Here is a 17,314-nt window from a genome sequence, read left to right on the forward strand (position 1 = left end):
TAACGCTCAATCCAGAAATACCCCATTATCATCAGAAGCAACCAATCGTGAACCACAAAACACACCAAAACAAGCAAATGGATTTACGCAACAAAGAGAAAGCCAAAAACCACTATCTAGCAATCAAAATAAAGGGAATTCACAGTATCACAGACCGAAAAGTCCTATGAGTGCAAATAGAAATAATAGTCAAAATAGAACGCCATCACAAAAAGCATCTATTAATAGAGGTAGCACTGGTTCAACACAAAGTAATAGAACACATGTGAACAAACCATCTAATAGTAATAAAACTGTAAATCAACCTAAGCAAGTAAATTCAGTTAAATCAACTAACAGTGGCTCAAATAGAAGTGCTAGACCATCTAATGGTGGTTCAAATAGAGCTTCTAAACAGACACCCAATAGACCGGTAAATAAACAAAGAATAAATCCCAAACGTTAGGAGTGTAAATAATGGCAAATAGAATTCCAGAAAGCACCAGTGTAGAGGCCAAATTAACTCGATGGTTATATATGAAAGACGTTGTTGTTATTTTCACTGTATTTGTTATAGGGTACTTTCTTCAAGCACTAAATATAGTACCTGCTCAATTAACAATCTACTTATATGTATTAGAGGTTTTTATAGCAGCAGTATTATTGATTAGACCATTTGGTACGAATCCCACAAGACGAAGTTTAAGAGTGTTTATGTTAACAATGACCAAAGATAGAAACACTTATGAAGAAATACCATACAGTATTATTAGCAAGACTAAGGAGGGCAAAAAAAATGCCATTATTCGAAAGCAATCAAGCTACAAAGACTTCCTCGAAAAACAAAAGTAATACAGAGAATCAAGAAGTGCTATTTAAAGAAGATAGCACTTCTTCTTTGTTTGGGAAGCATAGTAATTCAAATAAGAACACTGTAAAAACAGAACCTACTAAAAATAGTGATAAGTCAGGTAAGAAGCCATTATTTAGTACACAAACAAAGCAATCAGAAGAACGAAATGAAGATGAAAGTAATAATTCTAAAACATTATTTGAATCACCAAATATAGAAAAAAAGAAATTTAAAATTAAAAATAGACCTCGTATTAAGAAAAAAGACAAACCCTTAATTCAATTTAAGAAACATAAACCTAAAAAAACATTTCTTGATATAACAAATATTATAGATCGAACAGATGAAGCATCAGGAGGTTTGTTTATTCTAAGAGATGGAACTTATATGAAATTCTTTCAAGTACACCCCAAAGATATTATGAGCCGAAATTCAAATGAACAGTTATATGATATGGGCGTTTTGCTAAATATGCTAAAAGCATATAACAAAGATAACAAAATACTAGCTTTGAACATGCCGATAGATACAGAACAACAACGCACTAATTTAATTAAAAAGCATGACACTAGAGAAAATGATATTCATAAATACTTTTTAGAAAAACGAATAGAAAAATTTGAATATCTTGAACAGTCATCACGTATGGAACGTTCATTTTTAGCTATGGTATTTGGTACAACGCCACAAGAATTAAGAATAAATCTACAAACATATAAAAATGCTATGTCTGGTGGATTCCCAATTAAAATGTTGAATGAAGAACAAGAAATTAAGATACTTTATAAATTGAACAACCAATGCGAAGAAATTAAATAGGAGGGATTATATGAGTTTATACACTAAAATGAAAGAAAAAAATCAGACAAAGAAAAACTTGAACAGTGGCGATATGTCAGTGTCTGATTACAATTTAGACTTACTTGCAAAGATTCAGCCTAGAGGTGGCGTAAATTATAAAAATGATTTTTATGTAAAAAAAGGCACTGGTTACGAAACCTGTATTACTATTTATGAAACACCTACTGATGTTGAAGATTTTTGGTTAGGTCAACTTATGACGATGGATAATACTATCGTAACAATGGATATGAAAACAAAAACTAGAGAAGAAATTAAAAATGACTTGAAAACTGGTATGACAGAGTATTTAGACAGAATGAACAATGATAGAGATATTGTAGCAAGAAGTGAAGCACAAGAAGCCTATTATGAATTAGATAGTTTATTAAGAGATATTCGTAATGGTGGGGAATCTATTAAGGAAGTTGTACTAAGAATGTATGTAAGTGGACGTACACGTGATGAAGTCGATGAAAAGATAAATGAAATACTAATCTTCTTAAATTCAATGGATTTTAAAGGTACAGTGTACCTTAATGAACAGAAATTTGAAAGCCAAGCACTAACAATGAGCTTAACGCAACAAGATGCAATTTTGCCTCGTATTAAAAAGGATATACCTGCACAGACAATTGCGACAGGCGTTCCTTTCCACTCGGTATCTTTAAATGACCCTAGAGGTGTTTATTGGGGCACTTCGGACACAGGAGGTAACATCATACTCGACTTGTTCCATAAAGACCAAAGACGTACTTCATATGATGGTGTATTAGTTGGTGCGAAAGGTGCAGGTAAATCTCATGCACTTAAAAAGATTTTATTAGAAGAATCTATACAAGGAAATCGTGTAAGAACAATTGATTCGACTGGGGAATTCGTACATTTAGTTAACGTATTAGGTGGTAAAACAATTTCACTAGATGGTACAGATGGAATGATTAATCCATTAGAAGTCAATGCAGTAGCAGTAAGAGAAAAAACAGATGATTTAGGTCAGAACATTCAAGAAGTTGATGAAGTAACTTCATTCAACCAACATAAGCAAAAATTGAGTACATTTTATGGATTGATGAATCCCGATGCAGCTGAAAAAGATAAACAGTTATTTAGAATAATCGTTGACCAATTTTATAAACACAAAGGTTTATGGAGTTCAAATACAGACGAACAAACAAATATCACTAACTTAAAATCAAGTGAATATCCTACGTTTTCTGAATTACTTAATTATTTAAGAGAAACATTATATAGTGATGAAAAATTTACAACGGTTAGAGAAAATATATCAGATGAACGAGTACAACAATACCAAGCGATTGAATTAACTTTATTAGATATTATATCTTCAAATGGTCGTATGTTTGACGGACACACAACAATTGAAAACTTTAAAGAACACCAGATAATTAATTTTTCTATAAGACAATTGAACTCAATGGGTGATGAAGTTAAAAAAGCCCAATTATTTAACGTAATGAATCTTTTATTTGATGAAATGGTTTACTTTGGATCACCACAATTCCAAGCATATAACCGAAAAGAACTAGAACTAGATGATGCTGTAAGATACAGATTGATTTTTGATGAAGCACATAACTTAATTTCAGCAAATGAAACAGATGCACCTGTTGTAGATAAATGTGAAAAGTTCATACGTGAAGATAGAAAATATTTTGGAGGCTTTATATTTGCATCACAAGATATTAAAGACTTTATACCAGAAGATTCTCAACAGAAAAATATAGCAAAAGTGAAAACATTATTTTCACAAACAACATATAGATTCATCATGCGACAAGATACTTCCAATGTAGAAAAATTAGGAAGTATTTTCTCACAAGAATTAAGTGATTCAGAATTGGGAGTAATACCGCAATTAGGCACAGGTGAAGCAATATTAAATATAGCAGGACTTAGAAATGTGAAATTTAAAATTGAAACGACAGAAGAAGAAAATGATCTCTTTGGAGGAGGTGCTTAATATTGCGTAAAGGTAATATGGTAAAAGGAGCCTCTAAAAAAGCTGTGAAGATGGCAGCAAAAGCCATTGCTACAAAACTTAATATTTCATTATGGTATGTGTGGGCGTGGGTACTAGGTATTCTCGCAGTCATACTTTTAATTATAGTGATATTCGGAACAATTATCACAGCAGTAAAAATAGAAGAAGATAAACAGAAAGAACAAGTAAGTGGTGGCGATGGTGGTTGCCAAGTTTCAGGAGGTAGCGTTAACGACAAAGGAATATCAGTTTTTGAGAAAAATGCTAAAGGTGGCGCTTTAGAGGGTAAGTCAGAACAAATTCAAAAAATAGCTAAAAAACATAATGTTCCACCTAAATTATTCATGGCAATAATTGCTAGTGAATCTCAATGGGGTAAAGGTGTAAATGCTACAAAACAAAAAAATCCATTGTCTGTAATGGGTGCAGGTACAATTAATTCTGACCATGCAAAATTTGATACTATTGAAAAAGGTTTAGAAGCAGGGGCAAAAAATTTAGATGAATTATATATAAGTAAAGGTTTAACAACACCAGAAAAAATAGGGCCAAAATATGCACCAACAGAAGGAGCTACTAATGATCCAACAGGTATGAATAATAGTTGGATTCCAACAGTGAAATCAATTATGAGTTCGTTAGGTGATGGCAAAGGTGAAGCAAAAGTAAGTTGTGATTCTGATGTACCAGCTGGTAAATCAATCAAAAAATTAGACAAAGTTCTAAAAAAACATGATGGAAAATTACCTAAATATAGTGGTAAGAAATTTGAACCTAATACTTACGCATATAACCAATGTACTTGGTATGTATATAACAGACGTAAAGAATTAGGATTACCAGTTACATTATTATTTGGTAATGGTGGAGATTGGCCAGAGAAAGCAAAACAACAAGGTTATAAGACAGGAAAAGAACCAAAAGTTGGGGCAATGGTATCGTGGCCTTACAATTCAGAAGATTTTGGTTCAACTGAATATGGTCATATAGCGTTTGTTGAAGAAGTCAAAAAGAATGGGGAAATCAGAGTAAGTGAATATAACATTAAACCTTTTGAATATGGTGAAAGAACATTTAAACCTAAGAAAGATTTAACGTTCATATATTAATCAATGAGGTGAAAAATATGACAAATAATGAGAGCGAGAATAAAAATAAAAAATCAAATTCTACTAAAATATTTGGGTATATAATTGTGCTGCTAGTATTAATCGGTACAATTATATATTTCGTGTATAGCTCACAAAATGATACAAATTCAGAAAACGAATCTTTAAAAAGAACAGTCAATGAACTACAAAAAGATAATGATAAAAAAGAAGATTTAATAAATAGATTAGATGCTAAAAACGTAAATAAAGAAGAAGAAGAAATAAGAAAAAAAGCTAAAGAGTTTGTAAAAGTATTATATGTAACTGACCCACAAATGGACGATAAAAAGCGATATGAAAATGCAAAGAAAGTAATGGATAAATCTTTAGCAGATCAATATTATGGTGATAAAAGAAAATCACCAATTAAATATAAAACAGAAATAGAAAATGTAAATATATATTCAGAAAGATACTCACCTAAGAAATCAGATTATCATATGTATTTAACTTTAACTCAAGCTATAAAAGATAATAATGGGAAGATAGTTTCTTCAAGAGATGTAGCATCAGAAATGACGTTAAAACAAGAGAAAAGTAATGACTGGAAAGTAGTTAAATTCAAACAATTTGACGACCAAAAAAATGAATACAAAGATGAAGATAAAGACTAAGAGGTGAGAATATGAAAGAACTATTCACAGCATTTAGAAGTGATAAGACCTCGATAAAAGGAAAAGGCAGTTGGTTATTTTATGGACTAACTGCCTTTGTTGTTTTAGCATCACTCCTTTTACTTTTTGGTCATTTTTATACAGAAGATGAGGTAACAAATGCAAATACAGAAGTAGGAAAGTGGAATGATTTATCAGCATCAGGAAAAGTAAAAATAGATAAATGGGAATGGAATAAAAGTAATCATACGATGGATTTAGTTTTACAATATCATGATGATATTAACCAAAGTAAAGACATAAAAAGAAGTTATGAAATGATACCAAATACAACACCAAACCAAACAGTAGATTATAAAGTTATTGCAAAAACTGATAACAAACAAGCAATTAGAATTTATGATGTTAAAAAAGGTTTTGAAGTAATGGTAGTTAAAGTATTTGAGAATTCTGGTTCAGAGTCAGGTAAAGGTGAAGAAATAACTAAGTTACTCGGTAATGAAAAGAAAGTTAAAACAAATGATTCTTCTAAAGATATGAGTAAAGAAGATTACCAACTAGAATTTGTACAAAATGATATTGATGATACGTTAAATTCTAAAAAAGATTTAGAAGAATCTGAAGAAAAAACTGAGAAGAAAATATCAAAAACTAAAAATGAAATTAATGAATTAGAATCAGAAAAGTCATATCAAACTGGAACAGAAAAAACAGAAACAGACAGTAAAATTGAATCTAAAAAAACAGATATTGATTCATATAATACTGAAATTGATGACTACAAAGAACAAATAAAACAAAGTGATGAAAAAGTAAAATTATTAAAACAAAAATACAATGATACAAAAAAATATACACAGTAAAGTGGTGAGACAATAGTGAGACGTAAACTATATATAGTGTCACAAATGTGAGACACATACTATATATAGTGTCACAAAGGTGAGACAAAAGGGGATTTAAGATATCATTTAAAAATTGACTTGAAGTGTTGGAATGTCTGGCTTCGCCAGACCTATCATTTTAAATGATAGCATATTCCCCTTATGCTCTTAACTCACATACTATTATAATATAGAAATATTGAAAGGTGGTAACGATATAATGGAAACTGTATCGCTATATATTAGGAATTTAGATAAGGGTTTGCATTTAAGAATTAAACAAGAAGCAAAAGAAAAAGGTTATAGTATGAATGAATATATACTCAAACTTTTAGAAGAAAATGATCCTTTAGAACAATATAAAAAATTATATGAAGAACAAACACATCAACAAGCACAAAATACTAAAGTTTTAAAGGAAGTAGCAAGTAAGCAAGATAAAATATTAAACATTTTAGAATCAGTTGATTACTAATATAAAGGAATGATTGTATGCCTAAAATAGTTACAATGTCTGAATTTGAACAATCAAAAAATAAAACGAAATTTAGCAAGTATGTTGATTACGTTGATAGAGATGAAGCAAAGAAAAATGAACATAAAGAATTTCAATATGATGTCTACACACATTATATGTTTGATGAACAAAAAAGTAATTCCATGTTCAACGATAATTCTAATTATATGAGTGAAGATGAAATTAAATATACTAAGTCTAAGTTTAATGAGGCACAAAAAAACAACGGAATTATGTGGAAAGATGTAATTTCATTCGATAATGAATCTTTAAAAGAAGCTGGTATATTTGATCCAGAATGTAAGTATTTAGATGAACAAAAAATGAGACAAGCAACAAGAAAAGCTATGCAAAAATTTGAGAAAAAAGAAGGTCTAGAAAATAATTTAGTATGGTCATCATCTATACATTACAATACGGATAACATACATGTACATGTAGCAGCAGTTGAAAAAGATGTTACAAGAGAACGTGGCAAAAGAAAGTATTCAACGATTAAAGAAATGAAATCATCATTTGCAAATGAATTGTTTGATATGAGTGGTGAACGAACTAAAATTAATAACTTCATAAGAGATAGAATAGTTAAAGGTATAAAAGAACAAAACGAACCAGATTACGATAAACAAATGAAGTTACAACTAAAAAAAATACATGAAGAAATTAAAGATATACCCAAAAAGGAATGGCAATATAATAACAATATTATGAAGCAAGCTCGCCCAGAAATAGATAAATTTACTTTAATGTATATAAAAAATAATCATGGTAAAGAATTCGACGAATTCAAGCAAGACCTAAAAAAACAGTCTAAGTTATATAAAGAAACATACGGGGATAAATCAGATTACAAAAAGTATGAAGAAACTAAAATGAACGATTTATATTCACGTGCAGGTAATACAGTTTTAAAACAAATCAAGTCATTTAATGAAGAATATAATAATATTAAGTTTAAAGAAATTAATAAACAAGATAATAAAAACCCTTTAAATATTAATCCTAAAGTAAACAATAAAATGCAAATTGGGTACGCATTAAACAGTACATTATATAATACACAAAGAGCATTAAGAAATGACTTTCAAAAGGAAAGAAATATTAATCAATATCACTATGAATTTGATAAATCTTATGAAAAAGAAGAATAATAGGAAAGGTTTGATTATATGTCATCACATAGAATTCAAAAAAGATTTAGAATAAATCCTGATTATTTAGAGCATCTTGAAAATGTAAAAAAGGAAAATAATCTTCAAACTAATGGAGAAGCAATAGAACATATATTAGATGAAAACATTAAGTTAAAAGATGAATTATTAGGTAAAGGTAATAATGATGTAGCTGAAAATACAAGCAAAATATTAAAAGCTATTAACCAAAGTTCTAAAGATATTAAAACTATATTAGAATTTGCTAACACATACGCATATAGAGAAATGTTTGAAGAAAACATAAGCACAACTGAATCACCAACTAATTGGTTAAATGAAGCAAAAGAGGAAGTTAGTAGACAAATACAGTATAAAAGAACGCAAATATTATCAGAACATTAAGGAGTGGTGATCAATGGAAAATAACCAATTAATTAAAGATGGTGAAACAGCAACATTTGTAAAATTAGAAGATAATATCATAACAGTTGAAACAGAAGAATTTGAATATGATTTTGAATTATCAAAAGCACAACTTGAACAATGCTATCAACAATTATCTAAAAATGAAGAACCCGAGTTCACTATTAATGCCGACAAAGGTATTATCATTTTTAATACTGAATACACTGTTAAGCAGCAAGCAGAAATTGATTCCATTGCTGATTACTTCTTTTCAATTGAGGATATGCCAGTTACTACTAAATATTGTACGATTGAAAGCATGTATGATTTAAAAGGAAAAAAATATGCAGATATTTTAACGGAGGACAACGAAGCATTAACTATATATTTAAGAGATGATATTCATAATTTTATACTAAATTGTTTACAAGAAAGTGATAATGATGAACAGATTGATGAAATACAATTTAAATATAGTCCAGAATTTCATAAAATAATTTTTAATGATATGAGTGGTTTTGATACAGGGGATTTGGAATTAGGAAATATGATGATAGGGGAAGATGGTGAAGAATAATGAAGCAATCTGAATTGAATAAATTTATTAAAGAAACATCAGAACAAGCCTTAGAACAACTTGATAAATTCTTCCGATCACCAGAAGATATTAGAGAATATATTGACTTTGCTTCACAATTTTATAATTACTCAAATAGAAACCAAATGCTAATTGCGAATCAAAATGATGGTGCAACTATCGTAGCCCCCTATAAAAAATGGCAACAATTAGATGCACAAGTTATGAAAGGCGAAAAAGCCATAAAGATAATGGTTCCTAGTGAACGTAAAACGTTTGTACGTCATAATGGTGAGGATAAAAATGTTGTTCCGATTAGTAAAGCTACAGCAGAAGAAAAAGATAAAATTAAAAACAACCAAATTAAAGTAAATAAGTCCATCACATTTGTTAAAGGTAATGTTTTTGATATTAGACAAACAAACTTACCAGAAGATAAATACCCTCAAATGCTACAACAATTAAGAGGGAGTGTTCCAGATTATGATGAAAAAATAAGTAACCTAACTAAAATTGCTAATTCATTTAATATTAACGTACAACAAAGTAAAGACAGTATGGAGGGTGCAAGAGGTGCTTATATAGAAACTCATAGTGGTCAAAAAGTTATTGAATTGAATAAAAATAACGAAGAAAAACAAAATACAAAAACGATGATTCATGAGTTAGGTCACGCCCTTATACATGGCAAAGATAAAATTGTAGAACCTAATAAAGATTTAAAAAAAGAAGATAGAGAATTTCAAGCTGAAATGACAGCATTAATCGTAGGTAAGTATATGGGATTAGATAATGATGATTATTCTATTAAATATATTCATGGTTATGCTAATCAAATGGATAATTCACAAAAAATGGATTTAATGAAAGATGTTCAAAAAGCATCTAGTGAATTAATAAAAGCCATAGATGGTAATGACAGTAAGCAAATATATTTAGAAGCTAATCAAAATAAAGATAGAGCATATATTAAGCCAGAAAATATCAAAAATAATTCATTCATGAGAGAAAATCAGCTTTATACCGTACAAGATGCAAATTTTTTCTCAAAGGAAATGTACAGTCAGTTTACGCCCCAAATGGTATATAACAGTCCAAAGGATAATAGGACGAAAATACTACAAGGTAGAGAATATAGTTATGCACCTAATCAAACAGAATTATCGCAACCCAATTTCTATGACTATTTAAGACAATATGTAGCACCACAAGAACAAAGTGGTCGCAAAATGGTAAATAGTGAAGAAAGGATTGACAATCGATCCAATTTCAAACCTGTTGAAAATAATAAAAATATAGAAATCATTAATGATGATAACGACTTATCAAGATAATTAAAGGAGTGATTTTAATGAATCAAAATGAAATGGGAAAAAAATACCAGACATATTTACTTAAAGAATTCTTTTCAGATAAACCATTATTCAATGTGCCTCAACTAAGTGATGAAGAACAATCAGATATGGAAGAAATAAAAGCTAATATTAATCCTAACGTTAAATCAGTTATAGAAGAAAGTGTACAAGATGCGACAAAGAGTTTTACTAAACTAGATAATGCAGTTAAAAACTTACATGAAGCAGAAGAACAAATGGAAGATGTAGAAGATATTCAATTAAAAGATAGAGCATATAGACCATTAGAAAATGAAGTGTTTAATGAATACAATAAAAATAAAGAAGCATTTAATAAAGTAAATCAACAATATCAGATAGCAGATATTAAAACACAAGAAGATATTGAATCACCATCAAAACATTGTTATGTATCAAATATAGATAATGGAACAATTGAATTAGAAACAGACGAAGCTATATACACTGTTACAATACCACACCAAGAATATTTAGAAATGCTAGAAAATCCGAAAAAATATGAATTTTCACTAGATAAAGAAACTGAAAACATAGTTTATAGAGAAGCAACAGAATCCATTGAAATGGAAAATGATGGTTTAGACAAGACGCCACGTTTTAATAAAAAGCAGATAGAAGAAGAACAAGATAATGAATTAGAAAGATAGAATAGGAGTGAACGTATGGAAACGCCAATCAAGGATATATTAAAAGAAAAGTACAAAATTGATTTAGATAAAGAAGATTTACAAGAATTAATAGCGAAGCAAGTTGACCAAGAGTTATTAAAAAGGATTGATAAGCCAGATAGACAACAATTAAATCAAGATAGCTACTTTAAAGAGTTGCAGCAATCACTTGTAGGCATGAAAGAACGTTTGAGTAATGCATTTACAAGTGATTTTATTATGCAACAAATTAACGGTGTAAAAGACTTTTTCAATGACCATTCTATTAATCCTGAAACTATAAAAAATAATATTAAAGATTTAGTTACATGGAACAAAGATAGTCCAACAGTAGAAAATATCACTTCAACATTTGATAAAGTCAGAGATATATTTACAAAAGAGCAAGAGCAAGTATCAGAAATTGAAAATGAAACACCTACATTAAGTAATCAGTTTGATAATTTAAAAGATATGATGAAATCAAGTTATCAAACAATTAATCAAGGTGCAGATATTCAAAATTTAAGAAACTATGAACAAGTATCAAGGTTAGAAATTATAAATCAGAAATTAAACATTCAAGACGACAAGCAAGAAACACCTTATAACTTTGAAAAAGTCAATCATAGTATTGATTGGCAAAATCAAGAGGAAAAAGGAAATGTTATTGATTTGTATAATTATCTTAAAGATGCTCATAATACAATATCTTATAGTGAGCCTTATTCCAATGATACTAATATTAATAAACTTCAATTAGAACAATTCACATTGCAAGGCATACAAAGTATTGAAGAAAAAATAAGTCCCAGAGAGCTAAACGAAAGTAGAATACAGCATTTAGAAGATCAAAAACAAAACATACCTCAATACGAGGGCATGAATGAATTTGATAAGGCTATTAAAGGCATAGAAAAAACATTACCTAACGAGGCCAAAGAGCATATTCAAGTATCTGAAAAATCAGAATTAGAGCAAAACAAGGTCATTAAAGAGGCCTATGATATTCAACAAACAGAAGTTTTCCAATCTTTAAATGAAAAAAGTGAATATAAAGAAATGGCAGAGAATATTGATGATAAGCAAGTCGAAGCTAATTTGTTAGATGTAGATGGTGAAAAAGTAATAGTTGAAGTTGGCAGCGAAGAATATGCACTCACATTAAATGAAACAGATACAGCAAAAATACAAGCGAATGAAGATGCGTTTACATTTAGCTTTAACACAGAAACAAATGAATTTAATTATCTAATAGATGAAGATGCTATCGATGAAACACAACAAGATAATGAAAAAAAGTCACGTACCCCTGAACAATTTGCAGAAGCTAACCCACTTCCACAAGAGTATATAGATATGGCAGAAAATAGCGATTTTGAACGATAATTTAGGAGGTTATATATATGAAAACAGTTATATTCGCTGAAAAACCATCACAAGCCAGAGATTATGCTAACGCATTAGGTATAAAGGCTAAACACAAAGAATATATTGAAATTAAAGATAGCGATATTATAAGTAATGCAATTGTTACATGGGGATATGGTCATTTAGTAGAATTAAAACTACCAAAAGATTACAAAAACCCAGTAAATAATTGGCAAATAGAGAATTTACCATACAAACCAGAACCTTTTGAATTTAAAGTTGGCAAAGATAAAAACGCTCAATATAATGCAGTGAAGAAGTTTTTTAAAGAGGCTGATGTATTAATTAACGCAACAGATATTGATAGAGAGGGTAGTAATATCTTTTATTCAACGCTTAATCTAACTGGTGTTAAAGATAAACCTATAAAAAGGTTATGGATTAACTCAACCGTTGATTCTGAAATTATTAAAGGGTTTAGAAACTTAAAAGATAATAAACAAGACTATCAGAGCTATCAAGAAGCATACGCAAGACAGATAAGCGATTATCTAATAGGAATGAATTTAAGCCCACTATATTCTAATATTTTTCGTTCACAAGGTTTAAATGAAACTTTTTCAATTGGTAGAGTTCAAACGCCTACTTTATGTATGATCTATGAAAGACAAAAGGCGATTAACAATTTTAAACCAGAAAAGTATTATGAGGTAGTAGGTGAATTTAAAGCTCAAAACGGTCAATATAAAGGTAAGGCTAAAATTAAAACTTTTGAAAAAGCAGATTTAATTGAGTTAGAAAAGCAACATAAATTAAGCCAAGTAACACATGGTAATGTATGTAAAGTAGAAACAAAAGAGAAGAAACAACAAGCACCTAAATTACATTCTTTATCAACACTTCAAACCAAAATCAATAAAAAATACAAATATGGAACAGAAAAGACAAAAAAGATTGTTCAAACGCTATATGAACGGAAGATATTAAGTTATCCACGTACTGACAGTAATCTAATTACAGAAGAAGAATTTAACTATTTAAAACAAAATTTAGAAGCCCTTAAAGAAGTCTATAAGAAAAACTTTAATACAAGCTATACAAAGCCTCGTAAACGCTATGTAGACGGTTCAAAGGTACAAGAACACTATGCCATTATTCCGACTTCAAAAATCCCTTCTAAACAAGATATAGAAAATTTGAATCAAGAAGAAATGAATGTATTAAACGAAGTAGTCAATACAACATTAAGTATGTTTGCAGAAGATTATGTTTTTGATGAAACTGTCATTGAAACTGATGTGAATGGTTTAATTTTCTATACGAAAGGTACTGTTGAAAAAAATAAAGGGTGGAAATCATTATTTCTAAAAGATGATACAGAGAAAGAAAGTAACAATGAAAATAAACTCCCAAAAGTTGAATTAAATGAATCTGTAGATGCTAAAGTTAAAGCTCAAGAGGGTATTACAACACCTCCGAAACCCTACACAGAGGGCGAATTAATAACATTGATGAAAACTTGCGGAAAGACATTAGATGATGATGAAGCAGCAGATATATTGAAAGATATACAAGGTTTGGGTACAGAGGCTACAAGAGATGGCATTATAAAAGGTTTAAAATCCAAACAATATATCAAAATCACAAGTAATAAAGTAGCAATCACAGAAAAAGGTATATTACTTTGTGAAGCAGTTAAAGGTAGCTTGCTTTCTAGCCCTACAATGACAGCAGAATGGGAAAAACGATTAAAATATATCGGTCAAGGACAAGCTAATATAAGTGGCTTTATTGATGTAACTATGAAATTCATTAAAAAAGAGCTAGATCAGTACAATGAAAAGGCCAAAAATGTAGATGTACAAAAGCAAGTTGAAAAAACAATTGATGAAAGTACCATTGGTCAATGTCCTAATTGTAAACAGGGTCAACTAACAGATAAAGGCAAGGTTATAAAATGTAGTAATTGTGAACAAATATTTTTCAAAAATTTCTTCAAGAAAAAAATTCCAGATAAACAGTTGAAAACATTGATAACTAAAGGAAAGACATCCCAAAAATTAAAGTTTAAAAGTAAAGCTGGTAAGTCATATGAAGCATATCTAAAACTTGATGATGATAATGAAAAGAATATTAAAAAGATTATATTGACGTTTGATTAGGGGGATAAAGATGGATAATGAAAATAAGCCAATTTTAGATAATATTTTTGGGAAAAATAGAGATCAAAAGAAGGAATATATTATTGTAGCATTTATTACATTATATATTGCAATTAGAACATTTATTAATCAAGAATTTATTTATCTTCTAACTTTCTATGATTTAAAACAAACAATAATAACATTAGGTAATATATTCAATGACTTAATAATGGCCTATATCCCTATAGGTGTACTAATTCTGACTACACAAGGTGCCAAATTTAGGGCTAGTAAGGTTGGGGAAAGGGTTATATTAAGTTTATTATCTTTTGCAGCACCTATAATATTTCTATTAATATTTTATACTTCTATAATAATTGAAAACCTTATTGGTCAACCTACGGATCCACTTACGCTAGTTACTATGAAAGTGTTCGCAATACTTTTTATACCTATAAAAGTGTTTATACTTGTTATGATAGTTTTTTCAATCATATTCTTTTTGAGCTTGCTAGTGAATAATATCATCATGATAATATTCTTACTTCTTGAAAATCATAAAAAAGAACTTAAAACACTAGACATAGGAGAAGATGTTTTCTTTGAAAATAAACATATCAATATATATAACTACTGGTATTATAACGAATACAAACCTACACTTAGACTCAAAAATTATAAGAGAGAAATTTACTTTGTAAAAGTGTTTATTAAAAATAAAAAAGAAAACGAAGCAATTTTAAATATTTATCTTGAAGATGATACGTTAATAGCTCTAAATAAATCAACAAAGGTAAATGTAATCGACGGTATGAAAATAATAGATCTTGAAAAAGAACTCAATTTAACTGTAAAAAGCGAAATAGAAATTTTAAAAAAGAAAATAAATGAATTTAAAAAGCAATCCTAATTACTAGGATTGCTTTTTTAGGAGGTTTTTAAAATGTCAAAAACTCACAGAGTATTTACAGATGAAGAAAAAGCAAAAGCTAGAGATGTGGACATTAGAGAAATCGGTGAACAAAATGGTTTGTCATTTAGCAGACAAGGTAAGTATGATCGTTGCAATGAACATGATTCATTAGTATTAAAAGGACAGAGCTTTTATTGGAATTCGACAGGTAAAAAAGGAAACGGTGGTTTATCATTTGCTGTTGAAGTATTGGATATGAAGTTTAAAGATGCTATGACTATGTTAGTAGATGGTGAATTTGGTCAATATGATGCATCTAAAGCCCCTAAAGAAGAACAAAAAGAATTAAAATATGATACAAAGTACGAAGTAGAAAATACTAAAATAGCGAGAAATTACCTAATTAATGAACGTGGATTAGATGAAAGGTTAGTCGATTGGTCATTTAAAACTGGTGCAGTAGCACAAGACGGTTTTAATAATGTTTGCTTTAAGTGGCTTGATAATGAAAACAATATTGTAGGTGCTGATAAAAGAGGAACAGGTGATAAACCATTCAAACAGGTTGTGGAGGGTTCAAAAGAACATGGTGGGTTTCATCTTGATGTATTACAAAATAAAGAGAAAGGTATTAAAAATATAGTTTTCACAGAAAGTCCTATTGATGCTTTAAGCTATTATGATGCTCACAGAGATATTCAACAAACACGTATTGCTTCACTTTCTGGTCTAAAACTAGAAAGTCTAAAAGAGCATGTTAATGAAGTTGGTAAATATAATGTCTCAAAAGGGGAACACCCTAGAGATTATCCACTAAATAGCATTGTATTAGCAGTAGATAATGATGAAGCAGGCAAAAACTTTGTTAGAAATGTAATAAATTCTTACGATACAGATTTTAAACTTGATTTACCTACAGAACGTAAAGACTGGAATGAACAATTAAAAAAGGACAAAGCGATAACTAATGGCGAACCGACTTACGAAAAACCAAAAGAGGCAAAAGAACAAATGAAAATCATAGATAATGAAAAAGACGAAGAAAGGGAAAGATGAATATGAACAATATATCAATATTTAATATACTCATATTAATTATTATATTAGTTATCGCTTATAAACTATTACCAGTCATAGTGAATTTTCTTAAAAAGAAAAAGATTCAAAGTATATACCGTAAAGCCAGAATATATGATGTAGATAAAATGGACGGTATCGAGTTTGAATATTATTTAGAAGCCTTATTTTCTAAATTGAAGTATAAACCCAGTGTTACAAAAGCATCACATGATTACGGTGCTGATCTAATATTGAAAAATGAAAACAAAAAAATAGTCGTTCAAGCCAAAAGAAGCAGTTCAAAAATTGGTATTAAAGCCGTACAAGAAATATATGCAGCACAAAGATTTCATGGGGCTGATGAAGCATGGATAGTAACCAACAGTTTCTATACTAAAAGTGCAGTTGAATTGGGCAATGCTTGTTCAATAATTATGAAAGATAGAAATACATTATCTAAATGGATTATTAATATAAATCCCGATTTTTCAAACAATGAAAAATGTCCAAGATGTAATCATGAATTAGTAGTTAGAACAGGAAAAAACGGCCAGTTTTTAGGTTGTTCTAACTATCCTAATTGTAAGTACACAAAAAACATTTAAGAGGTGAGATTATGGTAATGAACAGGGAAGAAATTGAATATCATTTGAAAAATGTTGAAAATTTAGACGATTTTTTAATAAATAGAGGTGTAAAAATTAATGATTTACATGAAGCAATGAATGAAAAAGTGGATTATGCACCAGAATTTGATTATTACTATGATTCTAAAGAAAAACAAACAGAGTTAGCATGGATTGATACAGACTATATAAAAGCACC

General features: G+C 29.3%; 19 protein-coding genes. All 19 read left to right on the forward strand.

Annotated elements, in window-relative coordinates:
* Nucleotides 1–445 (forward strand): hypothetical protein (locus KA900_RS11200; RefSeq protein WP_210139638.1); only part of this gene is annotated, 445 nt, incomplete at its 5' end.
* A gap of 11 nt (nucleotides 446–456) precedes the next feature.
* The gene (locus KA900_RS11205) at nucleotides 457–831 is read left to right on the forward strand and encodes a DUF5592 family protein (protein WP_031770355.1); all 375 of its coding nucleotides are present in this window, start codon (nucleotides 457–459) and stop codon (nucleotides 829–831) included.
* A complete protein-coding gene (locus KA900_RS11210) occupies nucleotides 776–1,651 on the forward strand; it encodes a hypothetical protein (RefSeq protein WP_031884049.1) in 876 nt (291 codons plus the stop codon). Before KA900_RS11205 ends, KA900_RS11210 begins: the two co-directional genes overlap by 56 nt.
* Before the next feature lie 10 nt (nucleotides 1,652–1,661).
* Complete coding sequence (locus KA900_RS11215; protein WP_031884048.1) at nucleotides 1,662–3,656, forward strand: VirB4 family type IV secretion system protein; 1,995 nt, start codon at nucleotides 1,662–1,664, stop codon at nucleotides 3,654–3,656.
* A 2-nt stretch (nucleotides 3,657–3,658) separates the two neighbouring features.
* Nucleotides 3,659–4,786, forward strand: a complete 1,128-nt coding sequence (locus tag KA900_RS11220; RefSeq protein WP_228482812.1) for a CHAP domain-containing protein — start codon at nucleotides 3,659–3,661, stop codon at nucleotides 4,784–4,786.
* 17 nt (nucleotides 4,787–4,803) lie between these two features.
* Nucleotides 4,804–5,442 (forward strand): hypothetical protein, encoded by a 639-nt coding sequence (locus KA900_RS11225; protein WP_069844528.1) that lies wholly within the window; start codon nucleotides 4,804–4,806, stop codon nucleotides 5,440–5,442.
* Nucleotides 5,443–5,453: 11 nt separating this feature from the next.
* Entirely contained in the window at nucleotides 5,454–6,305 is an 852-nt protein-coding gene (locus KA900_RS11230; RefSeq protein WP_210139639.1) for a hypothetical protein, read from the forward strand.
* A 241-nt stretch (nucleotides 6,306–6,546) separates the two neighbouring features.
* Nucleotides 6,547–6,801, forward strand: a complete 255-nt coding sequence (locus tag KA900_RS11235) for a FitA-like ribbon-helix-helix domain-containing protein (RefSeq protein WP_031884044.1) — start codon at nucleotides 6,547–6,549, stop codon at nucleotides 6,799–6,801.
* Nucleotides 6,802–6,818: 17 nt separating this feature from the next.
* Complete coding sequence (mobP2, locus tag KA900_RS11240; RefSeq protein WP_194378946.1) at nucleotides 6,819–7,994, forward strand: MobP2 family relaxase; 1,176 nt, start codon at nucleotides 6,819–6,821, stop codon at nucleotides 7,992–7,994.
* Nucleotides 7,995–8,012: 18 nt separating this feature from the next.
* Nucleotides 8,013–8,399: a hypothetical protein gene (locus KA900_RS11245; protein WP_210139640.1), complete on the forward strand. Its 387-nt coding sequence runs from the start codon at nucleotides 8,013–8,015 to the stop codon at nucleotides 8,397–8,399.
* 13 nt (nucleotides 8,400–8,412) lie between these two features.
* Entirely contained in the window at nucleotides 8,413–8,979 is a 567-nt protein-coding gene (locus KA900_RS11250; RefSeq protein ID WP_069804899.1) for a hypothetical protein, read from the forward strand.
* Entirely contained in the window at nucleotides 8,979–10,313 is a 1,335-nt protein-coding gene (locus tag KA900_RS11255; protein ID WP_031884040.1) for an ArdC-like ssDNA-binding domain-containing protein, read from the forward strand. Before KA900_RS11250 ends, KA900_RS11255 begins: the two co-directional genes overlap by 1 nt.
* Before the next feature lie 17 nt (nucleotides 10,314–10,330).
* Nucleotides 10,331–11,002: a hypothetical protein gene (locus KA900_RS11260; protein WP_031770313.1), complete on the forward strand. Its 672-nt coding sequence runs from the start codon at nucleotides 10,331–10,333 to the stop codon at nucleotides 11,000–11,002.
* A gap of 15 nt (nucleotides 11,003–11,017) precedes the next feature.
* Nucleotides 11,018–12,391 carry a hypothetical protein gene (locus KA900_RS11265; RefSeq protein ID WP_210139641.1) on the forward strand — a complete coding sequence of 458 codons (1,374 nt, stop codon included), beginning with the start codon at nucleotides 11,018–11,020 and terminating at the stop codon, nucleotides 12,389–12,391.
* Nucleotides 12,392–12,408: 17 nt separating this feature from the next.
* On the forward strand, nucleotides 12,409–14,535 hold the full coding sequence (locus KA900_RS11270; RefSeq protein WP_069844520.1) for a type IA DNA topoisomerase: 2,127 nt from the start codon (nucleotides 12,409–12,411) through the stop codon (nucleotides 14,533–14,535).
* Between the two features lie 10 nt (nucleotides 14,536–14,545).
* A complete protein-coding gene (locus tag KA900_RS11275) occupies nucleotides 14,546–15,427 on the forward strand; it encodes a hypothetical protein (RefSeq protein WP_145389851.1) in 882 nt (293 codons plus the stop codon).
* 33 nt (nucleotides 15,428–15,460) lie between these two features.
* A complete protein-coding gene (locus KA900_RS11280) occupies nucleotides 15,461–16,486 on the forward strand; it encodes a DUF3991 and TOPRIM domain-containing protein (protein WP_069844518.1) in 1,026 nt (341 codons plus the stop codon).
* 2 nt (nucleotides 16,487–16,488) lie between these two features.
* Complete coding sequence (locus KA900_RS11285; RefSeq protein ID WP_194378938.1) at nucleotides 16,489–17,094, forward strand: restriction endonuclease; 606 nt, start codon at nucleotides 16,489–16,491, stop codon at nucleotides 17,092–17,094.
* Between the two features lie 11 nt (nucleotides 17,095–17,105).
* A partial coding sequence (locus KA900_RS11290) for a hypothetical protein (protein WP_210139642.1) occupies nucleotides 17,106–17,314 on the forward strand: 209 nt, incomplete at its 3' end.

It is taken from the genome of Staphylococcus sp. GDY8P120P, assembly GCF_017892065.1.
In the GTDB taxonomy this organism is placed as follows: domain Bacteria; phylum Bacillota; class Bacilli; order Staphylococcales; family Staphylococcaceae; genus Staphylococcus; species Staphylococcus nepalensis.